Genomic DNA, 20,774 nt, shown 5'->3' with positions numbered 1-20,774 from the left:
ATGTCCTCTTATAAACCGTTATTGAACCGCCGCAGCGCCGCCAACAATTTCAGAAATTTCTTGGGTAATCGCAGCTTGACGCGCCTTGTTATACTCAAGTTTCAGGTTATCGATAAGATCACCGGCGTTATCCGTGGCGCTTTTCATTGCCAACATCCGTGATGCTTGCTCACATGCGCTGTTTTCAACCACGCCTTGATATACCTGGGCTTCGATGAAGCGCGCAAGTAAACCGTTTAGCAGAACTTCGGCATCGGGTTCGTACAGATAATCCCAAGCAAATTTCCGTTTGGTGCCGTCGTCGGTCGCGACCAATGGTAGCAACTGCTCGATCATTGGCTTTTGAACCATGGTATTAACGAACTGATTATAAACAACAAACAGTTGGTCAATTTTGCCGGATCCAAAATCGTCAATCATGACTTTGACGCCACCAATTAAATCCGCTGCCACCGGCTTATCACCGACGTGGATAATTGATGCTGCCAGATCGTAGCCTCGAGCTTTAAAAAAGCCTGAACCCTTGCTGCCAATCGCACAAATCTGCGCACTAACACCAGCAGATTCCAGATCGGCAGAGTCTTTCATGACAGCCCTGAACAGGTTAGCGTTCAGTCCACCACACAGGCCCCGGTCGCTGGACACGACAATATAGCCGACGCGCTTTACTTCACGTTCCTGCAGATAAGCATGTTTAAACTCAGCATTCGCATTCGCTAAATGGCCAATCACCGCACGAATCTTCAGTGCATAGGGTTGGCTGGTTAACATACGATCCTGAGCTTTACGCATTTTACTGGCCGCAACAAGTTGCATGGCCGAGGTAATCTTGCGCGTATTATTAATGCTATTTATCTGCGTTCGTATCTCTTTACCGATTGCCATAGCATAAGCCCCAGTTATGTGGCCGCTTGCGCGGCCAATTCAATTACCAGCTTTGAGTCGCGTTGAACTTAACCAACGCGGCTTTAAAGGTGCCGGAAATCTCATCGTTCCACGCGCCCGACTCGTTAACAGTCTTCATTACATCCGCGTGTACGCTGTTCATATAACTGTGCAATGCAGCTTCAAACGGCAGCACCTGAGCGACGGTGAGGGCTTTTAAATAGCCTTCGTTTGCCGCGTATACAGATACGGACATCTCGGCAACACTAAGCGGTGCGTATTGATTCTGTTTCATCAATTCCGTTACGCGCGCACCGTGCTCCAATTGAGCTTTGGTTGCATCATCCAGGTCAGATGCGAACTGAGAAAAAGCCGCCAGTTCACGATACTGAGCCAGTGCGGTACGAATACCACCGGACAGCTTCTTGATAATTTTTGTCTGTGCCGCACCACCTACACGTGACACCGAGATACCGGCGTTCATGGCAGGACGAATACCTGCGTTGAACAAATCGGTTTCCAAAAAGATCTGGCCATCGGTGATAGAAATCACGTTGGTTGGTACGAATGCTGACACGTCACCACCTTGGGTTTCGATGATCGGCAGAGCGGTTAAGGAACCAGTCTGGCCTTTCACAGCACCCTTAGTGAAATCTTCAACATACTCGGCGTTTACGCGCGATGCGCGTTCCAACAACCGGGAATGCAAATAGAACACGTCGCCAGGATAGGCTTCACGGCCTGGTGGACGACGCAGCAGCAAAGAGATTTGGCGATAAGCAACGGCTTGCTTGGACAGATCGTCGTAGATGATCAACGCATCTTCACCGCGATCACGGAAGTATTCACCCATTGAACAGCCGGCGTACGGTGCAATAAACTGCATCGATGCGGGTTCAGAGGCAGATGCCACCACGATAGTGGTATAAACCATAGCGCCATGTTCTTCGAGCTTGCGCACGACGTTGGCAATGGTTGAACGCTTCTGACCGATGGCAACATAGACGCACTTAATGCCGGCATTTTTCTGCGCCAGAATTGCATCGATCGCCATTGCGGTCTTACCCGTTTGACGGTCACCAATGATCAATTCACGCTGACCACGACCAATTGGTACCATCGCATCAACGGCTTTATAACCGGTCTGAACCGGCTGATCGACTGATTGACGAGCAATAACACCAGGTGCTACTTTTTCAATCGCATCGGTCATCTTAGCGTTAATCGCGCCTTTGCCGTCGATAGGGTTACCCAAGGCATCAACGACTCGACCCAACATCTCTGGTCCAACAGGGACTTCCAGAATTCGGCCGGTACATTTACAGGTCTGGCCTTCGGCTAGGGTTTTGTAATCCCCTAACACCACGGCACCAACCGAGTCTTGCTCAAGGTTAAGCGCCATACCGTAGACGCCGCCCTCAAATTCGATCATTTCGCCGTACATTACTTCGGCTAGCCCGTGAATACGTACGATACCGTCAGAAACGCCGACGATGGTACCTTCATTTTGTGCTTTCGAGCTGGTATCCAGTTTCGCGATACGCTCTTTAATAATGTCACTAATTTCTGAAGGATTCAGATGCTGCATGTATTTTCCCTCATTAGGAATTCATGGCTTCAGCGAGTTTTGATAATTTACCGCGTACGGAATCATCAATAACTAAATCGCCAGCTCTAATTATGACACCACCAATGAGTGCCGAATCAACATTAACAGTCAAAGTCACTGCTCGGTCCAATTTGGCCGACAACTTTACTGCTAATGTATTTTGCTGTGCGTCGCTGAGTGCGAATGCACTGGTTACGACGACGTCTGCGCTTTTATCATGCTCAGCTTTGAGCAGTTCAAATTGCGCACTAATTTCTGGTAACAAGGCAAAACGTTCATTTTCTGATAAAACTACCAGTAAATTGGACGTTCCTTCATTGCATAGATCACCAGCGATAGACGCCATGGTTTTCGCTTTATCCAATGCGTTGACCGAAGGGCTGAGCAAAAGCTCAGTGACCGCTTCGGTTTCTGTAATCATCGCGAGCGTCTCCAACCCAATCGACCAGGCGGCAGTAGAGCCACCCTCGACTGCGGCTGAAAACGCAGCCTTCGCGTAAGGGCGGGCGAGCGTACTTAATTCTGCCATAATCCCTCCTCTTACAGCGTAGCTGCCAACTTATCCAGCAATTCGCTATGTTTCTTTTCATCGACTTCAGACTGCAGGATTTTTTCTGCACCGGCTAAAGTTAAGGCGGCAACCTTGGTGCGCAATTCTTCACGCGCCACGTTGCGTTCTTTTTCGACATCGGACACGGCACCAGCGATAATGCGTTTAGCTTCAGCACCGGCTTCCACTTTCGCTTCATCGACAATAGTTGCCGCGCGTCGATTGGCTTGATCAATCAGCTCAGCCGCCGCGTCTTTTGCTTCACGGAGCTTTTTAACCGCGCTGTCTTGAGCAAGTTCCAAATCTTTCGCTGCTCGTGCCGCCGCGTCTAGGCCATTAGCAATATTCGTCTGACGCTCATGCATCACAGCCAATATTGGCGGCCATACAAATTTCGCGCAAAGATAGACGAATATAGCGAAGACGACGATTTGGCCGATAAATGTTGCGTTAAAATTCACGCCATCACCTCGTTATAAGTTAATGAAAAACAGTCTTTCAACTGACTTAAGCACCTACAACGAAGATCAGATACATCGCGATACCAACACCAATGATTGGGATTGCGTCGATTAGGCCTGCAACGATGAAGAACTTAGTCTGCAACATCGGACCCAACTCAGGTTGACGACCGGTAGCTTCGAGTAATTTACCACCCAGTGTACCCATGCCAATTGCTGCACCGATAGCACCAAGACCAACCATTAAGCCTGCTGCGACGTATACTAATACTAATAATTCCATGTACTTCTCCTATTGTATTTCTATTTAAGTTTGTTAATTAAAAGGGTAGAACCCAGGTTGCCCGGAAAACCCAGGCGAAATCGTTAGTGATCTTCATGCGCCTGACTGAGGTATACGATCGTCAGAACCATAAAGATAAACGCTTGTAGCGGTATCACTAGAATATGAAAGAACGCCCAGCTCAATTGCAGCACGCCACCTAATATCGCAATAGCAAACCCGCCGCCAAACATCAAAGCGATTAGGATAAAAATTATTTCAGCGGCATAGAGGTTACCGAACAGACGCAAACCCAGTGAAAAGGGTTTCGCCAGCAGTCCAACCACTTCGATAAACACATTGAAGGGGATAAAGGCCCAGTGATTAAAAGGCTGCAAGGTTAGCTCTCTGAGGAAGCCCCAGCCCTTTATCTTGATTGAGTAGAACAGCATCATAATAAAGACAAACACCGCAGTACCGAGGGTAATGTTCGGATCGGTCGATGGCACAATTTTCTGGAAGCCAATACCGAAGACCTTGTTGAGTATCGTCGGAATCAGGTCGACCGGTAGGATATCCATCAGATTGGACAGCAAGACCCAGCAGAACACGGTCAAGGCCAGGGGTGCAATCAGCGGATTACGCACATGAAAAATGTCGTTAACCGTGGTTTCGACAAATTCGATCACGGATTCTACCGCGTTCTGCATGCCGGTCGGGACCTCTGCGGTGGCATTCTTGCCCACGCGCCAGAAAGTAAAGAGAAATAACAGACCCAAACCGATAGACCACGCCATGCTGTCCACATTAATGGCGTTAAAGCCCATTGCGGCAGATTCTTGGGTACAGTGCGCGAAGCCCCAATAGGCTTGACCGGCAATGCTACCATCACACAGCGTGGCACCATCCGGAATATGACCGTAGGTCAAGTTCGTCAGGTGGTGTTCAATATATTCAGCGGAACTTGCGTAGCCGCCTTCGTTAGTCGCCATAAAGCCTAAGCCCCTTAATTCGTATTCAATGCCCTAGTAGGACGTTTTTTTAACTAAAAATGGTAACTTGTTTGCCACTAACAGGGGTAGCAAGAGCGCACCCAGGGTATGACTAATAAATAGACTCAGGTACAGAATCCCTGCGTTTAAATCTGGCCAGCGTATTACGCAGGCCAGACTAAAACCGATGATAATAGCCCATTTACCTACCATGGCCGTCTTAGTCGCTGCGACCACTTGACCAATGTGCGGGCTGCCAAAGTAGCGCAACGCCCGAAAATTATAATAACACTGACCGACGATACTGATACTGCCACCCAACACGACCGCAACACTCAGCTGCGGTGCCCACAGAGCTAGTATAAGGCCAATCGGGAGCACAGCCATCAGTTGCACGACCGCAATAGATGCTGTGGCGGGCCGTGCCAGTTTGGCGGCGGTGCGTGCTTTAAAGTAAGGCATCTTTCCTATTTTTTATTCTAACCCGATAACGAGTTCTTAAAATCGCTGGTGAGTATATGGGGTTAATGGCATAGCTTCAACCAAACCGACTCACCTAATACTAAGTATCGTAAAATGATATGAATCAACTCACCATCCTAACGGAACACCCCAAGCTCAAAACTGGTGCCGCCGAGATCATTTTACGTGCGCCAGAATGCCGTCCAACTCATCCAAGCTAGTGTATTTAATTGTTAGCGAACCCTTACCAGCGGCGCCGTGCTTGATCTGCACGGCAGCACCGAGGCGCTTGGCCAAGCTTTCTTCCAGACGCTGAATATTGACGTCTTGGCGAATACTATCGCGTGGCAGGTTAACCTTATTCGGCTGATTCAACGTCCGGACCAGCTGCTCAGTCTGGCGCACGGTCAAGCCCTTGGCGACAACTTGGCGCGCGGAATCGACTTGGGCGCGGCCGGACAGGCCCAAAAGGGCTCGGGCATGGCCCATTTCCAGATCGCCGCGCTCGAGCATTTGCTTAACCTCAGCCTCAAGACTGATCAAACGCAGCAGGTTGGTTACCGTTACTCGGGACTTACCGATGGCCTCGGCCACCTCAGCCTGGGTCAGTTCAAATTCTTTTTGCAACCGCTGCAAGGCAAAGGCTTCTTCGATCGGATTGAGATTCTCGCGCTGGATATTTTCGATCAGGGCCATTGCAATGGCGTCTTCGTCGGCCACATCGCGGATCACCGCCGGAATGGTGTCCAAACCGACCAACTGGGCAGCGCGCCAGCGCCGTTCGCCAGCAATTAACTCAAACGATTCCGGCCCCAAGGGCCGCACGACGACGGGCTGCATTACGCCCTGGGCGCGAATCGAATTGGCCAATTCCTCCAACCCCTCATCGGCTATGTCGCGCCGGGGCTGATAAATGCCGCGCTGCAGCCATTCAATCGGCAAGTGGCGCAAGGAACCCTCCTCGACCCGATCGAGCGGCTTGTCGGCCAGTTCCTGAACTTCAGTGTGCGTGGTAATCAGGGAGCCAAAGTTCCGCCCCAAGCCTTTCTTTTTCATCGACATCTGAATCAACCCGTCACTTTGTGAATATCATGGAGTACGGTTATGTCAGCCTTTTCACCTTCATTGCGGCGAATGAACTCACCCGCCAAGGCCAGATAGGCCAGGGCGCCGCGTGATTGCTTATCATATTGCAGCGCTGGCATACCATAACTTGGCGCCTCGGCTAAGCGGACATTGCGCGGTATCACAGCGCTGTACAACTTGTCGCCAAAGTATTCTTTAAGCTGGTCGGAGACATCATTGGTCAAGGTATTACGCGGGTCGTACATGGTACGCACCAGCCCGCCAATCTCCAGTCCGGGGTTAACGACCTTCTGAATCTGACTGATAGTCTCGAGCAGATCGGCCAGGCCTTCTAGGGCATAATATTCACATTGCATCGGAATAAGAGTTTTATGCGCAGCCGTCAGCGCGTTAACGGTGAGCATGTTCAACGATGGCGGACAGTCGATAAAGATATAATCGTAATTCTCTTGCACCTCGGCGAGGGCATATTGCAGACGATGTTCTTTTAGCTTGATGCCAAGCAGCTCACTTTCGGCCGAGGTAAGGTTGCCATTGGCCGGTAGCAGGTCATAGCCGGCCGATTCGCTTTTAACGATGGCGGTGCTGCATTGGCATTTTCCGGTCAGCACATCGTAGGCGGATAATTCCAACGCGCTTTTGTCCACACCACTGCCCATGGTGGCATTACCTTGGGGATCGAGATCGATCACCAGCACCTTTCGCTTCATCGCAACCAAGGAAGCAGGCAAGTTGATTGCCGTGGTGGTTTTGCCCACTCCACCTTTTTGATTGGTAATCGCAAATATTTGACTCAAGGTTTAATCCTTCAAGGGTGTCTGTAGCCCCAGTTCCACCAGATGGCGCTGACCATCGGTACCGGGAACTGTAAGGGGCGAAATGGCCAGCAGCTTGATTTCGGGCGGCAATTCAGCCAGCTCTGCATCGGGCGAGAGGCCCTTCATAGCTAAAAAACGGCCGTCATCGGCGAGCAGATGTCGCGAGAAGCTTACCATATCAGAAAGGGTTGCGAATGCTCTAGAGGTGATCTGGGCGAATTCTCGCTCCGGTTGCCAGCTTTCGAGTCGATGCTGAACCACGGTAACGTTGTCGACGCCTAACATCATCTTGACCTGGCTCAGAAACCGGGTTTTTTTGCCGTTACTGTCGAGCAGCCAAACCGGCAGGTCCGGCCTTACTAAGGCCAGCACCATGCCCGGCAGGCCAGCCCCGGTGCCAACATCGAGCAGCGCGCCGGAACCGATAAAGGGCAGCATACTTAAGCTGTCGAGCAAATGTCGATCGATCATCTCATCGGCCTTGCGCACCGAGGTCAGGTTATAAGTCTTATTCCACTTTACCAGCAGCGCGTGGAACTCGAGCAAACGGGTCACGGCATCCGCCGGTAGCGTCAGTCCGAGGGTCAAGATGCCGCCCTCAAGCCTATTTCGATATGCGTCAGTCATGCGCTTTGTCGACTCGCTTTGTGTTTTTTAATATGCACTAAAAGCATCGATAGGGCCGCCGGTGTTACACCCGATATGCGCGAAGCCTGCGCCAGGGTTTCCGGTCGCTGTGCCTTGAGCTTTTGCCGCACCTCGTTCGATAGGCCGCCGATTAGGTCAATATCGAGGCTATCTGGCAACTTGGTGTCTTCATGGCGGCGCAAGGTATCGATATCGTCCTGTTGGCGCTGGATGTAGCCCTCGTATTTGGCCGCAATTTCAACCTGCTCCTGCTCGTCCAGAGCCAGGTCCGCGGTCGGTGGCGCAACCTGCGCTAAGTCTTGGTAACTTAACTCGGGTCGCTTCAACAGATCGGCCAGGCTGTATTCACGCGATAGGGGCGACTTCAGCTTGCTCGCCAAGGCGGTCGCCGCGTTGGATGACGATTGGACGTAGGTCGTGCGCATCCGCTCCTGCTCAATGGCAATGGCGTCTTGCTTGCGGTTAAACGCGGCCCAACGGGTTTCGCCAACCAACCCCAGATCATGGCCGATGGCGGTCAAGCGAGCGTCGGCGTTGTCTTCGCGCAACAGCAGGCGATATTCGGCCCGACTGGTAAACATGCGGTACGGCTCCAGGGTGCCCATGGTGATCAGATCGTCGACCAACACCCCTATATAGGCTTCATCGCGCCGTGGTGACCAGACAGCCTCACCTTGTGCGGTGCGCGCCGCGTTGATACCGGCCAACAACCCTTGCGCAGCGGCCTCTTCATAACCGGTGGTACCGTTGATCTGTCCGGCAAAGAACAGGCCCTCGATAAACTTCGACTCGAGCGAGTGCTTCAGGTCTTGCGGGTTAAAATAGTCGTACTCGATGGCGTAACCGGGTCGCGTTATATGCGCATTTTCAAAACCCTTCATGGAACGGATGAAGGCGACCTGGACATCAAACGGCAGGCTGGTCGAGATGCCATTGGGGTAGAGCTCATAGGTATTAAGACCTTCGGGCTCGACAAAGATTTGGTGGCTGGTCTTATCGGCAAAGCGCACCACCTTATCTTCAATCGATGGGCAATAGCGCGGCCCGGTACCTTCAATCTCGCCGGCGTACATCGGTGATTGGTGCAAGTTATTGCGAATAATGTCGTGCGTTTGCTCATTGGTGTGGCCGATATAACAGCTAACTTGGCGCGGATGGTCACTAACCGAGCCCATAAAGGACATTACCGGCAAGGGCGTGTCGCCCGGTTGCTCGGCCAAGACGCTGAAATCGACCGAGCGTGAATCGATGCGCGCCGGGGTGCCAGTCTTAAGGCGTCCAACCCGCAGCGGCAACTCGCGCAAGCGCGCCGCCAACGACAGGCTGGGGGCATCACCCATGCGGCCACCGGCGTAGTTGTCCATGCCGACGTGAATCTTGCCGCCCAGGAAGGTACCGGCGGTGAGCACCACGGTCTTGGCGCGAATGCGAATCCCGGTTTGGGTGACCGCACCCACGATGCGGTCGCCTGCGAGCATCAGATCGTCGACCGCCTGAGCAAATATTTCCAAATTCGGCTGATTTTCGACGATCTCGCGGATCGCCGCGCGATACAACTGGCGATCGGCCTGGGCACGAGTGGCGCGCACAGCTGGACCCTTGCGACCATTGAGTATGCGAAACTGGATGCCGGCACGGTCTGTAGCCATCGCCATCGCGCCGCCCAAGGCATCTATTTCCTTAACCAGGTGGCTCTTGCCAATGCCACCGATGGCCGGATTGCAGGACATCACCCCGATGGTGTCGATATTGTGCGTTAGCAATAGGGTTTGGCTGCCCATACGAGCCGCCGCTAACGCCGCCTCGGTGCCGGCATGGCCTCCACCTATTACGATCACATCATATTGCTTAGGAAAATCCACACACACCTCAGTCGTCTTGCCATAATTGGCCGATTTTCAACCAAAATAGATTAAAAAGGGTGCGAGATTATACGTTGAACCGGTTCATTGCACAGCTGATTTTTGCCTTTGCTGTGAAAACCGCTTTAAAAATGTCTTTAGGTTGCCATTGGTCGGCCAACGGCGCCCAGAAAAAGGCCCTAAACCCCCGTAACCATGCTGGTTTGCCGTGATCAAATTATCCGATTGCTAGACACTAGTATATACTCGCAAAATTGAATCGATTACTAGGTGAGTGCAAAATGACTTTTAAATGGTTGGGACTGGTGTCGCTATTTTTATCCGGCACCTTGATGGCGGCTGGCAATGTCTTGCTGGTAACCGATTTATCCGATGATAATCTGGCATCTCGCCCCGATCTGCGGTTGATTGCTTCCAGCGCAATCAACCGGCTGCAAGACTACCAAGTGTCTAACGCTAAGACGTCCGTGCGGCCCGATAGCGAAGCGGCCATCGAAGCGATGCTCGAAGCGGCCAGTCGGGCCAAGCTCGAAAACCTCGCCGTGGTCTCCCTGTACACGCCCAAACGGAATCGAGCCACCGTCACGATGTCGCTCTATAATGTCGGCACCGGTGACCTGACTATCCAACGCGCGCTTGAGTTTCGCTACAAAGAATTAACGGCCCTATTGGCCCAGTTAGAGTACGAACTGCCGCTTATGCTCAAGCGAGAGTTTCGCGAGCTAGGCTCGGTGGTCAAGGTCAATAGCGACCAAATTTATTTTGACCTGGGCAAGAATGCCAATGTCGAGGTGGGTCAGATCTTCCGCGTCTTTCGCCGCGGCACCGAGATCAAAAGCGGTTCCGGTGAGAGTTTTGGCTTTGTCGATGACCAGACCGGTATCATCGAGATTATCGAAGTCAGCGCGATCTATTCCATCGCTAAGATTCACCTTGGTCGCCCATCGATCCGCAATGACGACTGGGTCGAGCTGGCCGACCAAAGTATTCAGACGCGCGGTCAGGTGCTGTCGAAGCTCGATAATAAGGTCGCACTGAATATCGGTCGCAAGTCCGGCGTCGTGCCAGGTGCCTATTTTGCAGTTTACAAAGACATCAAGGTGATCGATGCGAATGAGTCATTCCGTGAAGTGGTCGGTCGGATTCGTATCACTGAAGCCCAAAGCAACAGTGCTCGCGGCGAGATAGCCCGCTCTGACCACTACAATCTGGCCAAGGCCCTAGTCAACGAAAACGACTATATTGAAGAGATCAGTTACTTACACCGTAACCAGCTGGTGCTGGCCCAAACCAACTATGGTGTGCTGGGCGAGACGGTTTCCTTGTGGAATGCTGGAATCAATGTCGAGTCTGGGCTGAGCACAGATCTAGCATTTCGCCTGCGCGGTGCCTATGGTGCCAACTGGTACCTAGGCCTCGGTGCTAATTCGGCGCTGAATAATTCCGAAAGCTTTCGTTACGGCATGGATTTGATGTACGGGGCCGACGGCTTTGGTTCCTACATCTATACCGACGCTAATATCCCAACGGTGCTAGCAAAGCATGTCATCTTTGCGATCGAGGCCGGTTATTTGCTCAACGCCAATGCCACCGCCTCCGGTTTAAGCGTCGGTCTGAGCATGAAGATCGGGCTCGACAGCCTGTTCTAACAACAGACCGCCTCAAGGGGCGCGCCCATCGCGCGCGTCCTAGCGTTACTCTTCGTCGGTTTCCTGATACAACTCATAGAGCGTTTTAAGTGCTAGCTGAGCTTTACCATTCAAGCTCTCAGCCGGGAAGTCGCCTTTCAGATCGGCCTCGCCCGGTTCACAATCGGTCAACAGATGCAGCGCCTCGTAGACATGTTTAACGGCATAGATGGTGAATTGACCGGCCGCTACGGCATCGATCACGCTCTGCTGCAGCATCAGGTGCTTCACATTGTCTTGGGGCACGATCACACCATGCTCTCCGGTTAGACCGCGCAAGCTACAGAGTTTAAAGAAGCCTTCAATTTTTTCGTTCACCCCACCAATGGCCTGTACTTCGCCTAACTGGTTCATCGATCCAGTGATCGCCAAATTCTGCCGTGCCGGCAGACGGGTAATGGCGGACATCAGCGAGCAATACTCCGCCACGGTGGCGCTGTCGCCATCGATATAGCCATAACTCTGCTCCATGGCAATATGGGATGACAGGGTCAAGGGGAAGGTACGGCCAAACTCATGGCCGAGGAAGCCACTTAGAATCATCACGCCCTTGCTGTGCAACGACTGACCCAGCTCGACTTCCCGTTCGATATCGACCACACCCTTGCCACCGACATGCACCGTCGCGGTAATGCGCGCCGGCGAGCCGAAGTGGCTCTCACCGATCTCCATCACCGTGAGGCCGTTGACACAGCCGACTCGCTCGCCGGTAGTGTCGATCAGGATGGTGCCCTCTTCGATCTCCATCAACATCTGATCGGCGATCCGGCCGTTGCGGTACTCGGCTGCGGCCAGTGCCTCGGTAATGTGGTGGGCATCGATCAGGCGATCGTCCTGATGGCGGCAGATAAAGTCGGCCTCGGCAAACACCTTGAATACTTTGACGACCTGGGCCGACAGACGGTGCTGGTGTTCGGCTTCACGCAGACTAAATTCGATTAGGCGCACCAAGGCACTCTTGGTTAGCGGGCGGAAGCCCTTTTCTTCACCGTAGTCCTTGATGCGCAAAATAAGGTTGTCGATATTATCGCGCGTGCGCGGGATAAAGCTGTCGAAGTCGACCGGGACACGAAACAGCTCCATAAATTCTGGGTCCCACTCCTGCAGCTGATAATAGATATCGCGCGGGCCGAGCAAAATCACCTTGATATTTAACTTGATCGATTGCGGACTGAGGGTCACCGTCGGCATCAAGGTCGCATCAATAAAGGGTGACTCCATCTTCAGCTCTTTGGTTTTTAAGGCCAGTTTGAGCGCATCCCAAGCGAAAGGTTCCTGGAGCAGTTTTTCCGCATCGAGGATCAGGTAGCCGCCATTGGCCTTAAGCAGACTGCCCGGGCGAATCAGCTGATAGTTGGTAATCGGCATGCCCTGCTGGGTCGAATATTCGATCCGGCCAAACAGATTCTGGTAAGTCGGCAACATCTCGTAGACCACCGGCGCGCCGTTATTGATATCATGATGCATCATCAGATTCGGCTTGAGCCAATGTTCCAACATTTGCCGGCTTTCCTGTTCGGTGCGACTCTCGGCGGTCGCCTCATCGGCAAACAGATCGATAATCAAGGGCGGCAGATTCGTTTTCACCGAACGAAAAAAGCGTAAAACCGACAGCAGACTCTGATTTTTTACCTCGAGCTCTTTGAGCAGCGGCTTGATCGCCTGCTGCACCGTTTCCAGCGTCAGCTGCCGAAACGCATCGGAACTCTTGCGCCGCCAAGTAGGCAGCTCCAGGACCTGTTCATTGAGATACTCTTCGATATCATTGATTCGATCCTGAAATTCACTGCGCCGCTCTTCCGGCAACTGGGCAAATTCGGTGTCATCTAAGGCCTGCCCGTCGACAATCGGCAACAGCAACACCGAGCCGCCATCGGAGACCACGGCGACCTCCTTGTCATTGGCAAAGCGCTCGACCACCTTCATCGCGGCATCGTACTTCTGATTAAAATCGCGTTCGATCGCCGTGCGTTTGCGCTGATAACTTGGGTTTTCAAAGGTCGCGGGGAAGGTATCGAGCAGGTCGTTTACGAACTGACTAATCTGCGCCTTCAATTCTTCTCCGCGCCCGGCGGGCAATTCCAGCGCCTCTGGTTCGCGCGGCGTGTCGAAGTTATTGATATAGGCCCATTCGCTTGGCGCCGGCTGCGACTCGGCCAGTTCGCGCACGTACTTGGACACCAACGATTGCCGCCCGGTGCCGGCATCGCCCATAACATAGAGGTTGTAGCCACTGCCACGCATGGCAATGCCAAACTCGAGCGATTTTTTCGCCCGTGGCTGGCCGAGGAAGTTGGACACGCCTACTAGATCGGACGTCGATTCGATATTGAGATGACTTAAGTCGATATGGGCACTTAGATCAGTAACGGCCAAACTTGGGACCTTTGGAAACATAGTCGACAGAACCTTATAAACAATTAGCCCCGACGTCTGATCGGGACCGATGTGGCATTAAATACGTTGCTGTACTGGCTGGTATCCGCCCATTAGAACCCAGCGAATAGTTGCCAGCCAACGTGATTAGACTGAAAAGGGGTACGCGATAGGCTCGTGATGCTGATAACCCTCGACCGAGAAGTCGTCCAACGTAACCCAGGTTTCCAGGTCTTCGAGCGAGCGGATCGCTGGGTTGATAATCAGTTTGGGCGACGCGAAGGGCGCTCGGTGCAGCTGAACGTCGCGCAACAGCGGCAACTGGTCTTCATAGATGTGCGCGTTGACTATCTTATGATAGGCCATACCCGCTTTGTGGCCAGTGATTTGGGCCATAATGGCGAGAAAAAAGAACACCTGCACCTGATTAAAATTCAACCCGAGTGGCACGTCACAGGAGCGCTGATAACTGGTCAGGTGGAGCGTATCGCCCAGTAAGGAGAAGGTGTGGCTGTGCATGCAGGGTCGTAAGCAGCCCAAATCAAACTCGCCTGGATTATAAAAGCTGAGGATCTCGCCACGGTCATCAATACCCTGGCGCAGATCATCGACGATCTTGCGCAGCTGGTCGACCTGGCCGCCATCGGGGGTGGCCCAAGCTCGCCCTTGAACCCCGTAGACCCGGCCCATATCGTCGCGACCTTTGCGCGCCGGATTGTTCAGCCAAACGCTGTTCTCGTTAGCGTTGGCATCCCAAGTTTTACTGCCCAGGGCGCGAAAGTCGGCGGCGTTATCATAGCCGCGAATATAGCCGAGGAACTCGGCGATGGCTGAACGATAATAGCTTTTTCGGGTGGTAATCAACGGCAGTTCATTGGCCGCGACATTGTATTCCAAGTCGGCATTAATTACCGTCAGGCAACGCTTACCGGTGCGCTGATTGCTGATCCAATGACCTTCATCGACGATCCGCCGGCAGAGCTCGAGATACTGTTTCATTTTGTCTTAGCCCGTGTTTTGCGTTTGGAGGATTTTTGACCGGCGCTGGCTTTTTTACCCTCTGGCAGCAAGACATCGAACACCGGATGCCGATAGGCGAACACCATCATCGCGCCACCGACCAAGATCAATGGCACACTCAGCAACATACCCTGGGTGAGATAGCCGCCCATCAGATAACCAATATGTTGATCCGGTTGGCGGAAAAACTCGGCCGCGGTACGCAACACGCCATAGCCGATCATAAACATCGCTGAGACCGCCATGCGCGGCCTTGGCTGCGCACTCCACCACCAGAGCAAGACCAGCAGAAGGAAGCCTTCGCCCGCCATCTGATAGAGCTGTGACGGGTGGCGAGCGATGGCATCACCGGCCTGAGGGAAGATCATCGCCCAAGGCACGTCGGTTGGTCGGCCCCAAAGTTCGCCATTGAGAAAGTTACCAAAGCGACCAAACAGAATGCCCGGCGCAACCAAGGGCGCAACAAAATCGCCAACACTGAAGATCGCCTTACCGGTCTTGCGGGCAAACAGAATGACTGCTGCGGCAACCCCGAGAAATCCGCCGTGGAAGCTCATGCCGCCCTGATTAATTTTAACTAGGTAGAGCGGGTTTTGTATAAACAGATCGAAATGGTAAAAAAACACATAACCGACCCGACCACCGATGATGATGCCGACCACTATATAGAAGAGTAAATCCTTGACCTCCTCGGTGCTGAAGTTACGCCAAGCGTCGCGCCCCGCGCGCCAAATACCAAGATACTGACCGACCAAGAAGCCGAGCAGATACATGATACCGTACCAGTGGACAGACAGGGGCCCAAGGCTAAAGGCAACCGGGTCAAATTGGGGGTGCACCATGTACATGGCAATCCTTAGGAGAATTTTCGCCAGTGTAGCAAAAGCCGGCCCCACTGTAAGCCCTAGGGACTCTGGTGAGCAGCGTCAGACCCCGGATCGGCGCGGTGTCCACGCAACGGTCTGGTTAGGTTTCACTGCCACTGGGCAGAGGTTTTAGTCTGCTGTTGATACTGGCATAGGCGCCCGGTCGGCGAGCGTTTCAGCTTGGTAGGCGGCGACCAGGGCTAACTTGTGTGGGCGCGGCAGTCGCCTGAGTTGGTATTCGCGCTGCCCGGCGGTTGATCTGGTCGCACTGGCTTCCGCGTATACTAGCTGGACCGGTTTGCGCGCAGCGGTATAGCGCGCACCACCCGGTCGGAGGCCATTATGCTCCGCGACGCGGCGAGTCAGGTCGGTGGTGATCCCGGTGTATAGGGTGCCATCGGCGCAGGACAGCAAATAGACCCACCAGTGCGTTATTGTTGTCATCTGATTCATTTTTCTTGCACATTGTTCGGCCACACTCTATCAATATCGGACAACTAAAATCAAAGTAGACGTCACATGCTGAAGAAAATTATTATCCCGGTGGTTATCTTGGCCATCGCGTTGGGTGCCTATCGAATGATGAACGCGCCCAAGGAAAACTCGTATGGGGGTCGCCCGGCAACCCCCGTGAGCGCGCCGAGCCCAGAATCCAGTGAGCCAAAGGCCAAGCCAGGCGCTGACGCGCGCAAAACCGACGCAGCACAAGCGGCACCAGGCGAGGCGAAAGCAAAGGCGCCAGCCCCTTCAAGGGGTCGTGGTTTTAGAGGTGCCGGTCAGCTCGGCAAACAGGGCGCAACCTCGGTTGAAATCGTGCCCGCCCTAGCCGACAAGACACTGGCCCAGCTCGACCTGTTTGGGGTAATTCAAGCTCAGCATCACACCCGCCTGAGTGCCACCAGCAACGCACGCGTGCTGGCGCTCGATGTCAGTGAAGGCCAGACGGTCGAGCTGGGTCAAGGTCTGCTCAGCTTATCGGCCGACTCGGCGCAGGAAGCCTTGACACAGCGCCGGTCCGCACAGCAGGAACTGGCCGCGAGAATTCGCAATGAAACACTCAAACACGATAATGACCAGGCCTCCTTAACGATCGACCGCGAGCTGTTGCGCATCGCCAAAAACAGCGTCGACCGCTTCACCAGCCTAAATTCCCAGCAGCTCACCTCCGGCAGCGACTATGAGGCCGCCCTACGGGCGTATCAGACGCAGCTGATGTCGGTGCAAAATCGACAGCTCACGTTGGCGCAATATACCGATCAGATGGCGCAGATGTTGGCACAACGCGATGCCCTCGCCAGTCAAATTCGCCTCGCCAAACAAGTGGTTGCTGATCTTCAAGTCACGGCCCCATTCGCCGGCCTGGTCGCCAAAGTATCGGTCACTCAGGGTCAGGAACTGCGCAGTGGCGATGTCCTAGTGGAACTCTACGACCCAGCCAGCTTAGCGCTGTTTGTGCGCGTACCGCTGCGCTACCGCTTGGATCAGCTCAACGCCACGCAGATCAGCGCCGTTGACAGTCAGGGTTACGCTTGGCAAGTTGAGGCGTTGCGTCCGATCAATGAATCCGGTGCCCAACGGCTGACCCTAGTCCCCAGTGGCGTGAACCCGGTGGCGTTCTTGCCGGGCAGCCACGTCGCCCTGACCATCAGTTACCCTATCGCCGAGCCCGCCGTCGAGGTGCCGGTTACCGCGGTCTACGATCAACAGCGGGTCTATCTATTTGCGGACGGCGTAATCAACGCGGCCGATATCGAGATATTGGGCCGCACGCAGCGTGGCTACTTGGTGCGCAGCCCAGATTTCAACGATAGCGCGTCCGTGGTGACCACTCGCCTGAAGACGCCAGTCAGTGGTATGGCCGTGGCCATCGTGACGTCTAAAGACGGAGCGCGACCGTGATGGGCTGGATAGAAACCTTTGCCAAACACCGCATCGCCGCCAATGGTGCCATGATTGTGATTATCGCCTCAGGCATCTGGGGTCTGAATCAGGTCAATAATCAGTTTTTTCCCGACTTCGGCTTCGATCGCGTCAGCGTCTCAGCGACCTGGGGTGGCGTCAGTGCCGAAGACATGTATCGCACCGTCGCTATCCCCTTACAACAGGCCTTGGTAGGCCTACCCGAGATCGATTCGATCTCGACCAGCGCCAACTCTGGCCGAGTCGGCCTCTGGATCAGTCTGTCCGACCGGGCCGAGAGCCTCAGTTCGGCGCGCGATATCATTGAAACAGCGGTAAACGCCGTCGACTTGCCCGAACCGGTCGACGATTTGCGCATCAGCAGTCCACAGCGGCGCGAAAATGTCGCCGACCTGCTGATCTATGGCGAGGTGCCGGCTGACGAATTGGCCGATCTGGCCTACAAGATGGAAAGCCAACTGTTGCAGGCCGGCTTTGCGCAAATCAATCTGCAAGGCATCCCGCGCCAACAGGTGCAGATTGCGGTGAGCACCGAGCGACTGCTCGATACTGGCCTGACCTTGGCTCAGATTGCCAGCGCCATTGGCGCCGAATATACCGCGCAACCGGCCGGCACCTCGACCGGTGATGCTCTAACCCTGCAGCTGCTATCGCAAACGCCGAACATCGATTTTGCCAGCCTGTACGATCTGATCGTCACCACCCTAGACGATGGCAGCGCGCTGCGCCTAGGCGATATCGCGCAGATCGAACGGGTCATCAATCGCAATTCCAATGCACTCTATTTCGAAGGCACACCAGCCGTTCGCCTGTCGCTGATGCGCACGCCGGGTGAGGATACACTCGACAACGCCGAGACCATGCAGACCTGGCTGAGCACCTTCACGCCAACCCTGCCGGCCAGCGTGCAGATCCATGTCTACAATGAAACTTGGCAAATCGTCGCAGCGCAATTGCGTCTGTTGCTCAAAAATGGCGCTCTCGGCATGGGCTTAGTGCTGGTGATGTTGTTTTTCTTCCTCAACAGCCGGCTCGCCTTTTGGGTCGCCATGGGCATTCCGATCAGCTTTTTTGCCACCTTCCTGTTTATGGCTCAGGCCGGCGTCAGCATGAATACCATCAGCCTGTTTGGCTTCATGATCGCACTCGGCATCATTGTCGACGATGCCATCGTGGTCGGTGAACAGGCCCGGGCTTATCAACAACAGGGCATGTCGGCCAGTGCCGCCTCATTGCAGGCGGCGAAAAAGATGTGGCCGCCAGTGCTCGCCTCGAGCTTAACCACCATGGCGGCCTTCTTGCCGCTGATGCTGATTGGTGGGCCGATCGGACAGTTGGCGCGCGACATCCCGATTATCGTCTCCGTGGCCATCGTTGCCTCACTGGTCGAGTGCTTTTTGATCCTGCCCGGCCATCTGTCGCACAGCCACCACAAAAAAGACCGCCCGATGCGCCAAAAACTTGACGCTGCCTTCAATCGCTTGCGCGACAACTGGTTCCGACCGATTGTTCGCTGGAGCCTGACACATCGGCCGATCTTGATGGCCTTTATCCTCGCCAATCTTATAATGGCCCTTGGCATGGTGAGCAGCAAAATTGTGCCGTTCCAGTTTCAACCCTCGGTTGAATCACCGTCCTTATCGGTCAGTGTGACCTTCGCCGAAGGCGTCTTGCCCGGCAAGGTCGACGCCTTTATCGATCAACTGACCCAGACCTTGCAAGAGGTTGAGGACCAAACCGGCTACGACTTTATCAAGACGGCTCTGGTTATCCGGAATCAGGGCGACCAAGCCAATCGGGCGCGCATCGATGTTGAGCTGATCAGCGATCAGGACCGGCCCTACACCAACCAAGAGCTGGTCAATCAATGGCGTGCGGCCACCACCTTGCCCTCTGAAATTGACAATATCAGTTTTGGTCGCGGCAACCGCTGGGGCGGGGAGTCGGGCGATATCGTGATCGCCCTGACCGGCGACAACATCGACACCCTAAAATCGGCGGCCATGGCCCTGCAGGGTCAATTGAATGGGGTTCCCGGGTTGTCCGATGCCATCGATTCCTTGCCCTATGGCGATGAGCAACTGCAGTTTGAACTGACGCCCCTGGCACGGGATTTGGGTATCTCTGAAGCGAGCATTGCTGGGTTTTTACGTCAAGCGATCGAAGGTGTCAGCGCGGCCGATCAGGTCGCCGGTTTGCAAACTCTCAATTTGAGGGTCCTGCTCCCGGAACGGCAACGCAGCGATATCTTGGCTATTTTGAGCCTGCCGTTCGCCCTGAATGATGAATTGATCCCCCTCGATGATCTGATGATCAGCCGCTATCAACGGGGCCTCGATGGCATCCGCGCAGAGGATGGCGAGATCTCGGTTAATGTCAGTGCCACCCTCGATGCCGGTGTGATGACCAGCGATGGCATGTACAGCTTACTGGATGACACCGTGTTACCCGGCGTTCGGGCCAACTATGGCACCTTAGAGGTGAGCTTGAGTGGCGATGCCCGAGGCCAGCGCGAATTTTTTGCCGACGCCACCCTGGTGTTGATTGGCGTACTCGCTCTGATCTACGGCATTCTGGCGTGGGTGTTTGAAAGCTGGGTCTGGCCATTGGCCATCCTGGTCGCCATTCCCTTTGGCCTGACCGGAGCCATCTATGGCCATTGGCTGATCGACTTGCCGCTGTCGTCTCTGTCGGTACTCGGTCTATTCGGCCTCTCGGGGATTGTGATCAACGACAGTATCGTGCTGATCAGTGTCTATCGGGATCTACGCCGAGACGGCATGCCTCTCTATGGCGCGCTAGAAGAGGCGGTGGCCAGTCGCTTGCGGCCTGTTCTGCTGACGACTCTGACCACTGTCGGCGGCCTGACGCCATTCCTGTTTGAAACCAGCTTGGATGCCCAATTCCTCAAACCAATCGCCGCCGGCCTGGTCTTTGGCTTGCTCTTTGCGACCGTGCTGATCCTCCTTTTTGTGCCGGCAATGCTGTTGACCTTGGAACAAGTCATCGAGCGCGTCAACCGCCTGAAGCGCCGTTGGTCTCCCGCCGGGTGAGCGACCACCAACCTGCTACCGCCTGCCGTCACTGAACGAACCGGGCCATTCTCGGCAATGGGGTTGCCTCAATAAGGAGCAACCCCAGGCCGTCGAGCGCCCTGGGGCGAAAGCAGGCCTGGCCTTTTCGATCGAATACGACCAATATCATTCCATTCCGCGTGTAGGTATTCGCAAACACCTATACGCCAACCCCAATGCATTGGTATCGCTAGC

At 54.2% G+C, this 20,774-nt stretch carries 18 protein-coding genes; 3 read left to right on the top strand and 15 right to left on the bottom strand.

What is annotated here, in order from left to right; all coding sequences use genetic code 11:
- Positions 1-18 precede the first annotated feature (18 nt).
- The 11 genes from atpG to mnmG all read right to left on the bottom strand — a co-directional run bounded on the left by atpG (position 19) and on the right by mnmG (position 9,635).
- Positions 19-885, bottom strand: a complete 867-nt coding sequence (atpG, locus tag REIFOR_RS01015) for a F0F1 ATP synthase subunit gamma (RefSeq protein WP_100255794.1) — start codon at positions 883-885, stop codon at positions 19-21.
- Between the two features lie 43 nt (positions 886-928).
- A complete protein-coding gene (gene atpA, locus REIFOR_RS01010; protein ID WP_100255793.1) occupies positions 929-2,473 on the bottom strand; it encodes a F0F1 ATP synthase subunit alpha in 1,545 nt (514 codons plus the stop codon).
- Positions 2,474-2,486: 13 nt separating this feature from the next.
- Positions 2,487-3,023, bottom strand: a complete 537-nt coding sequence (locus REIFOR_RS01005) for a F0F1 ATP synthase subunit delta (protein WP_100255792.1) — start codon at positions 3,021-3,023, stop codon at positions 2,487-2,489.
- Between the two features lie 11 nt (positions 3,024-3,034).
- On the bottom strand, positions 3,035-3,505 hold the full coding sequence (locus REIFOR_RS01000) for a F0F1 ATP synthase subunit B (protein ID WP_100255791.1): 471 nt from the start codon (positions 3,503-3,505) through the stop codon (positions 3,035-3,037).
- A 46-nt stretch (positions 3,506-3,551) separates the two neighbouring features.
- Positions 3,552-3,788 carry a F0F1 ATP synthase subunit C gene (gene atpE, locus REIFOR_RS00995; RefSeq protein WP_100255790.1) on the bottom strand — a complete coding sequence of 79 codons (237 nt, stop codon included), beginning with the start codon at positions 3,786-3,788 and terminating at the stop codon, positions 3,552-3,554.
- 83 nt (positions 3,789-3,871) lie between these two features.
- Entirely contained in the window at positions 3,872-4,759 is an 888-nt protein-coding gene (gene atpB, locus REIFOR_RS00990) for a F0F1 ATP synthase subunit A (protein WP_100255789.1), read from the bottom strand.
- A gap of 33 nt (positions 4,760-4,792) precedes the next feature.
- Positions 4,793-5,221 carry an ATP synthase subunit I gene (locus REIFOR_RS00985; RefSeq protein ID WP_100255788.1) on the bottom strand — a complete coding sequence of 143 codons (429 nt, stop codon included), beginning with the start codon at positions 5,219-5,221 and terminating at the stop codon, positions 4,793-4,795.
- Between the two features lie 177 nt (positions 5,222-5,398).
- On the bottom strand, positions 5,399-6,283 hold the full coding sequence (locus REIFOR_RS00980; protein ID WP_100255787.1) for a ParB/RepB/Spo0J family partition protein: 885 nt from the start codon (positions 6,281-6,283) through the stop codon (positions 5,399-5,401).
- A 5-nt stretch (positions 6,284-6,288) separates the two neighbouring features.
- A complete protein-coding gene (locus REIFOR_RS00975) occupies positions 6,289-7,104 on the bottom strand; it encodes a ParA family protein (protein ID WP_100255786.1) in 816 nt (271 codons plus the stop codon).
- A gap of 3 nt (positions 7,105-7,107) precedes the next feature.
- Complete coding sequence (gene rsmG, locus REIFOR_RS00970) at positions 7,108-7,752, bottom strand: 16S rRNA (guanine(527)-N(7))-methyltransferase RsmG (protein WP_100255785.1); 645 nt, start codon at positions 7,750-7,752, stop codon at positions 7,108-7,110.
- The gene (gene mnmG / locus REIFOR_RS00965; protein WP_100255784.1) at positions 7,749-9,635 is read right to left on the bottom strand and encodes a tRNA uridine-5-carboxymethylaminomethyl(34) synthesis enzyme MnmG; all 1,887 of its coding nucleotides are present in this window, start codon (positions 9,633-9,635) and stop codon (positions 7,749-7,751) included. The genes rsmG and mnmG overlap by 4 nt, the downstream gene beginning before the upstream one ends.
- A 281-nt stretch (positions 9,636-9,916) precedes the next feature.
- On the opposite strand from mnmG, the gene REIFOR_RS00960 reads away from it, so the two are divergent.
- Complete coding sequence (locus REIFOR_RS00960; RefSeq protein WP_100255783.1) at positions 9,917-11,284, top strand: hypothetical protein; 1,368 nt, start codon at positions 9,917-9,919, stop codon at positions 11,282-11,284.
- A gap of 45 nt (positions 11,285-11,329) precedes the next feature.
- Here the strand turns inward: REIFOR_RS00960 and REIFOR_RS00955 are convergent, their stop codons facing one another.
- From REIFOR_RS00955 to REIFOR_RS00940, 4 genes are all read right to left on the bottom strand, one after another.
- Positions 11,330-13,699: a Lon protease family protein gene (locus REIFOR_RS00955; protein ID WP_227003727.1), complete on the bottom strand. Its 2,370-nt coding sequence runs from the start codon at positions 13,697-13,699 to the stop codon at positions 11,330-11,332.
- 147 nt (positions 13,700-13,846) lie between these two features.
- Positions 13,847-14,698, bottom strand: a complete 852-nt coding sequence (locus REIFOR_RS00950) for a thymidylate synthase (protein ID WP_100255781.1) — start codon at positions 14,696-14,698, stop codon at positions 13,847-13,849.
- The gene (gene lgt, locus REIFOR_RS00945) at positions 14,695-15,561 is read right to left on the bottom strand and encodes a prolipoprotein diacylglyceryl transferase (RefSeq protein WP_193437315.1); all 867 of its coding nucleotides are present in this window, start codon (positions 15,559-15,561) and stop codon (positions 14,695-14,697) included. Before lgt ends, REIFOR_RS00950 begins: the two co-directional genes overlap by 4 nt.
- A gap of 153 nt (positions 15,562-15,714) precedes the next feature.
- Entirely contained in the window at positions 15,715-16,029 is a 315-nt protein-coding gene (locus tag REIFOR_RS00940; RefSeq protein WP_227003726.1) for a GIY-YIG nuclease family protein, read from the bottom strand.
- Positions 16,030-16,104: 75 nt separating this feature from the next.
- Between REIFOR_RS00940 and REIFOR_RS00935 the strand changes: the two genes are divergently transcribed.
- Both REIFOR_RS00935 and REIFOR_RS00930 read left to right on the top strand, forming a co-directional pair.
- Positions 16,105-17,484 carry an efflux RND transporter periplasmic adaptor subunit gene (locus REIFOR_RS00935; protein WP_100255778.1) on the top strand — a complete coding sequence of 460 codons (1,380 nt, stop codon included), beginning with the start codon at positions 16,105-16,107 and terminating at the stop codon, positions 17,482-17,484.
- A complete protein-coding gene (locus REIFOR_RS00930) occupies positions 17,484-20,558 on the top strand; it encodes an efflux RND transporter permease subunit (RefSeq protein ID WP_100255777.1) in 3,075 nt (1,024 codons plus the stop codon). The genes REIFOR_RS00935 and REIFOR_RS00930 overlap by 1 nt, the downstream gene beginning before the upstream one ends.
- Positions 20,559-20,774 lie beyond the last annotated feature (216 nt).

It is taken from the genome of Reinekea forsetii, from assembly GCF_002795845.1.
GTDB lineage: Bacteria > Pseudomonadota > Gammaproteobacteria > Pseudomonadales > Natronospirillaceae > Reinekea > Reinekea forsetii.
Note: the sequence above shows the minus strand (reverse complement) of the source record. Positions and strands in the feature narration are given on the sequence as shown.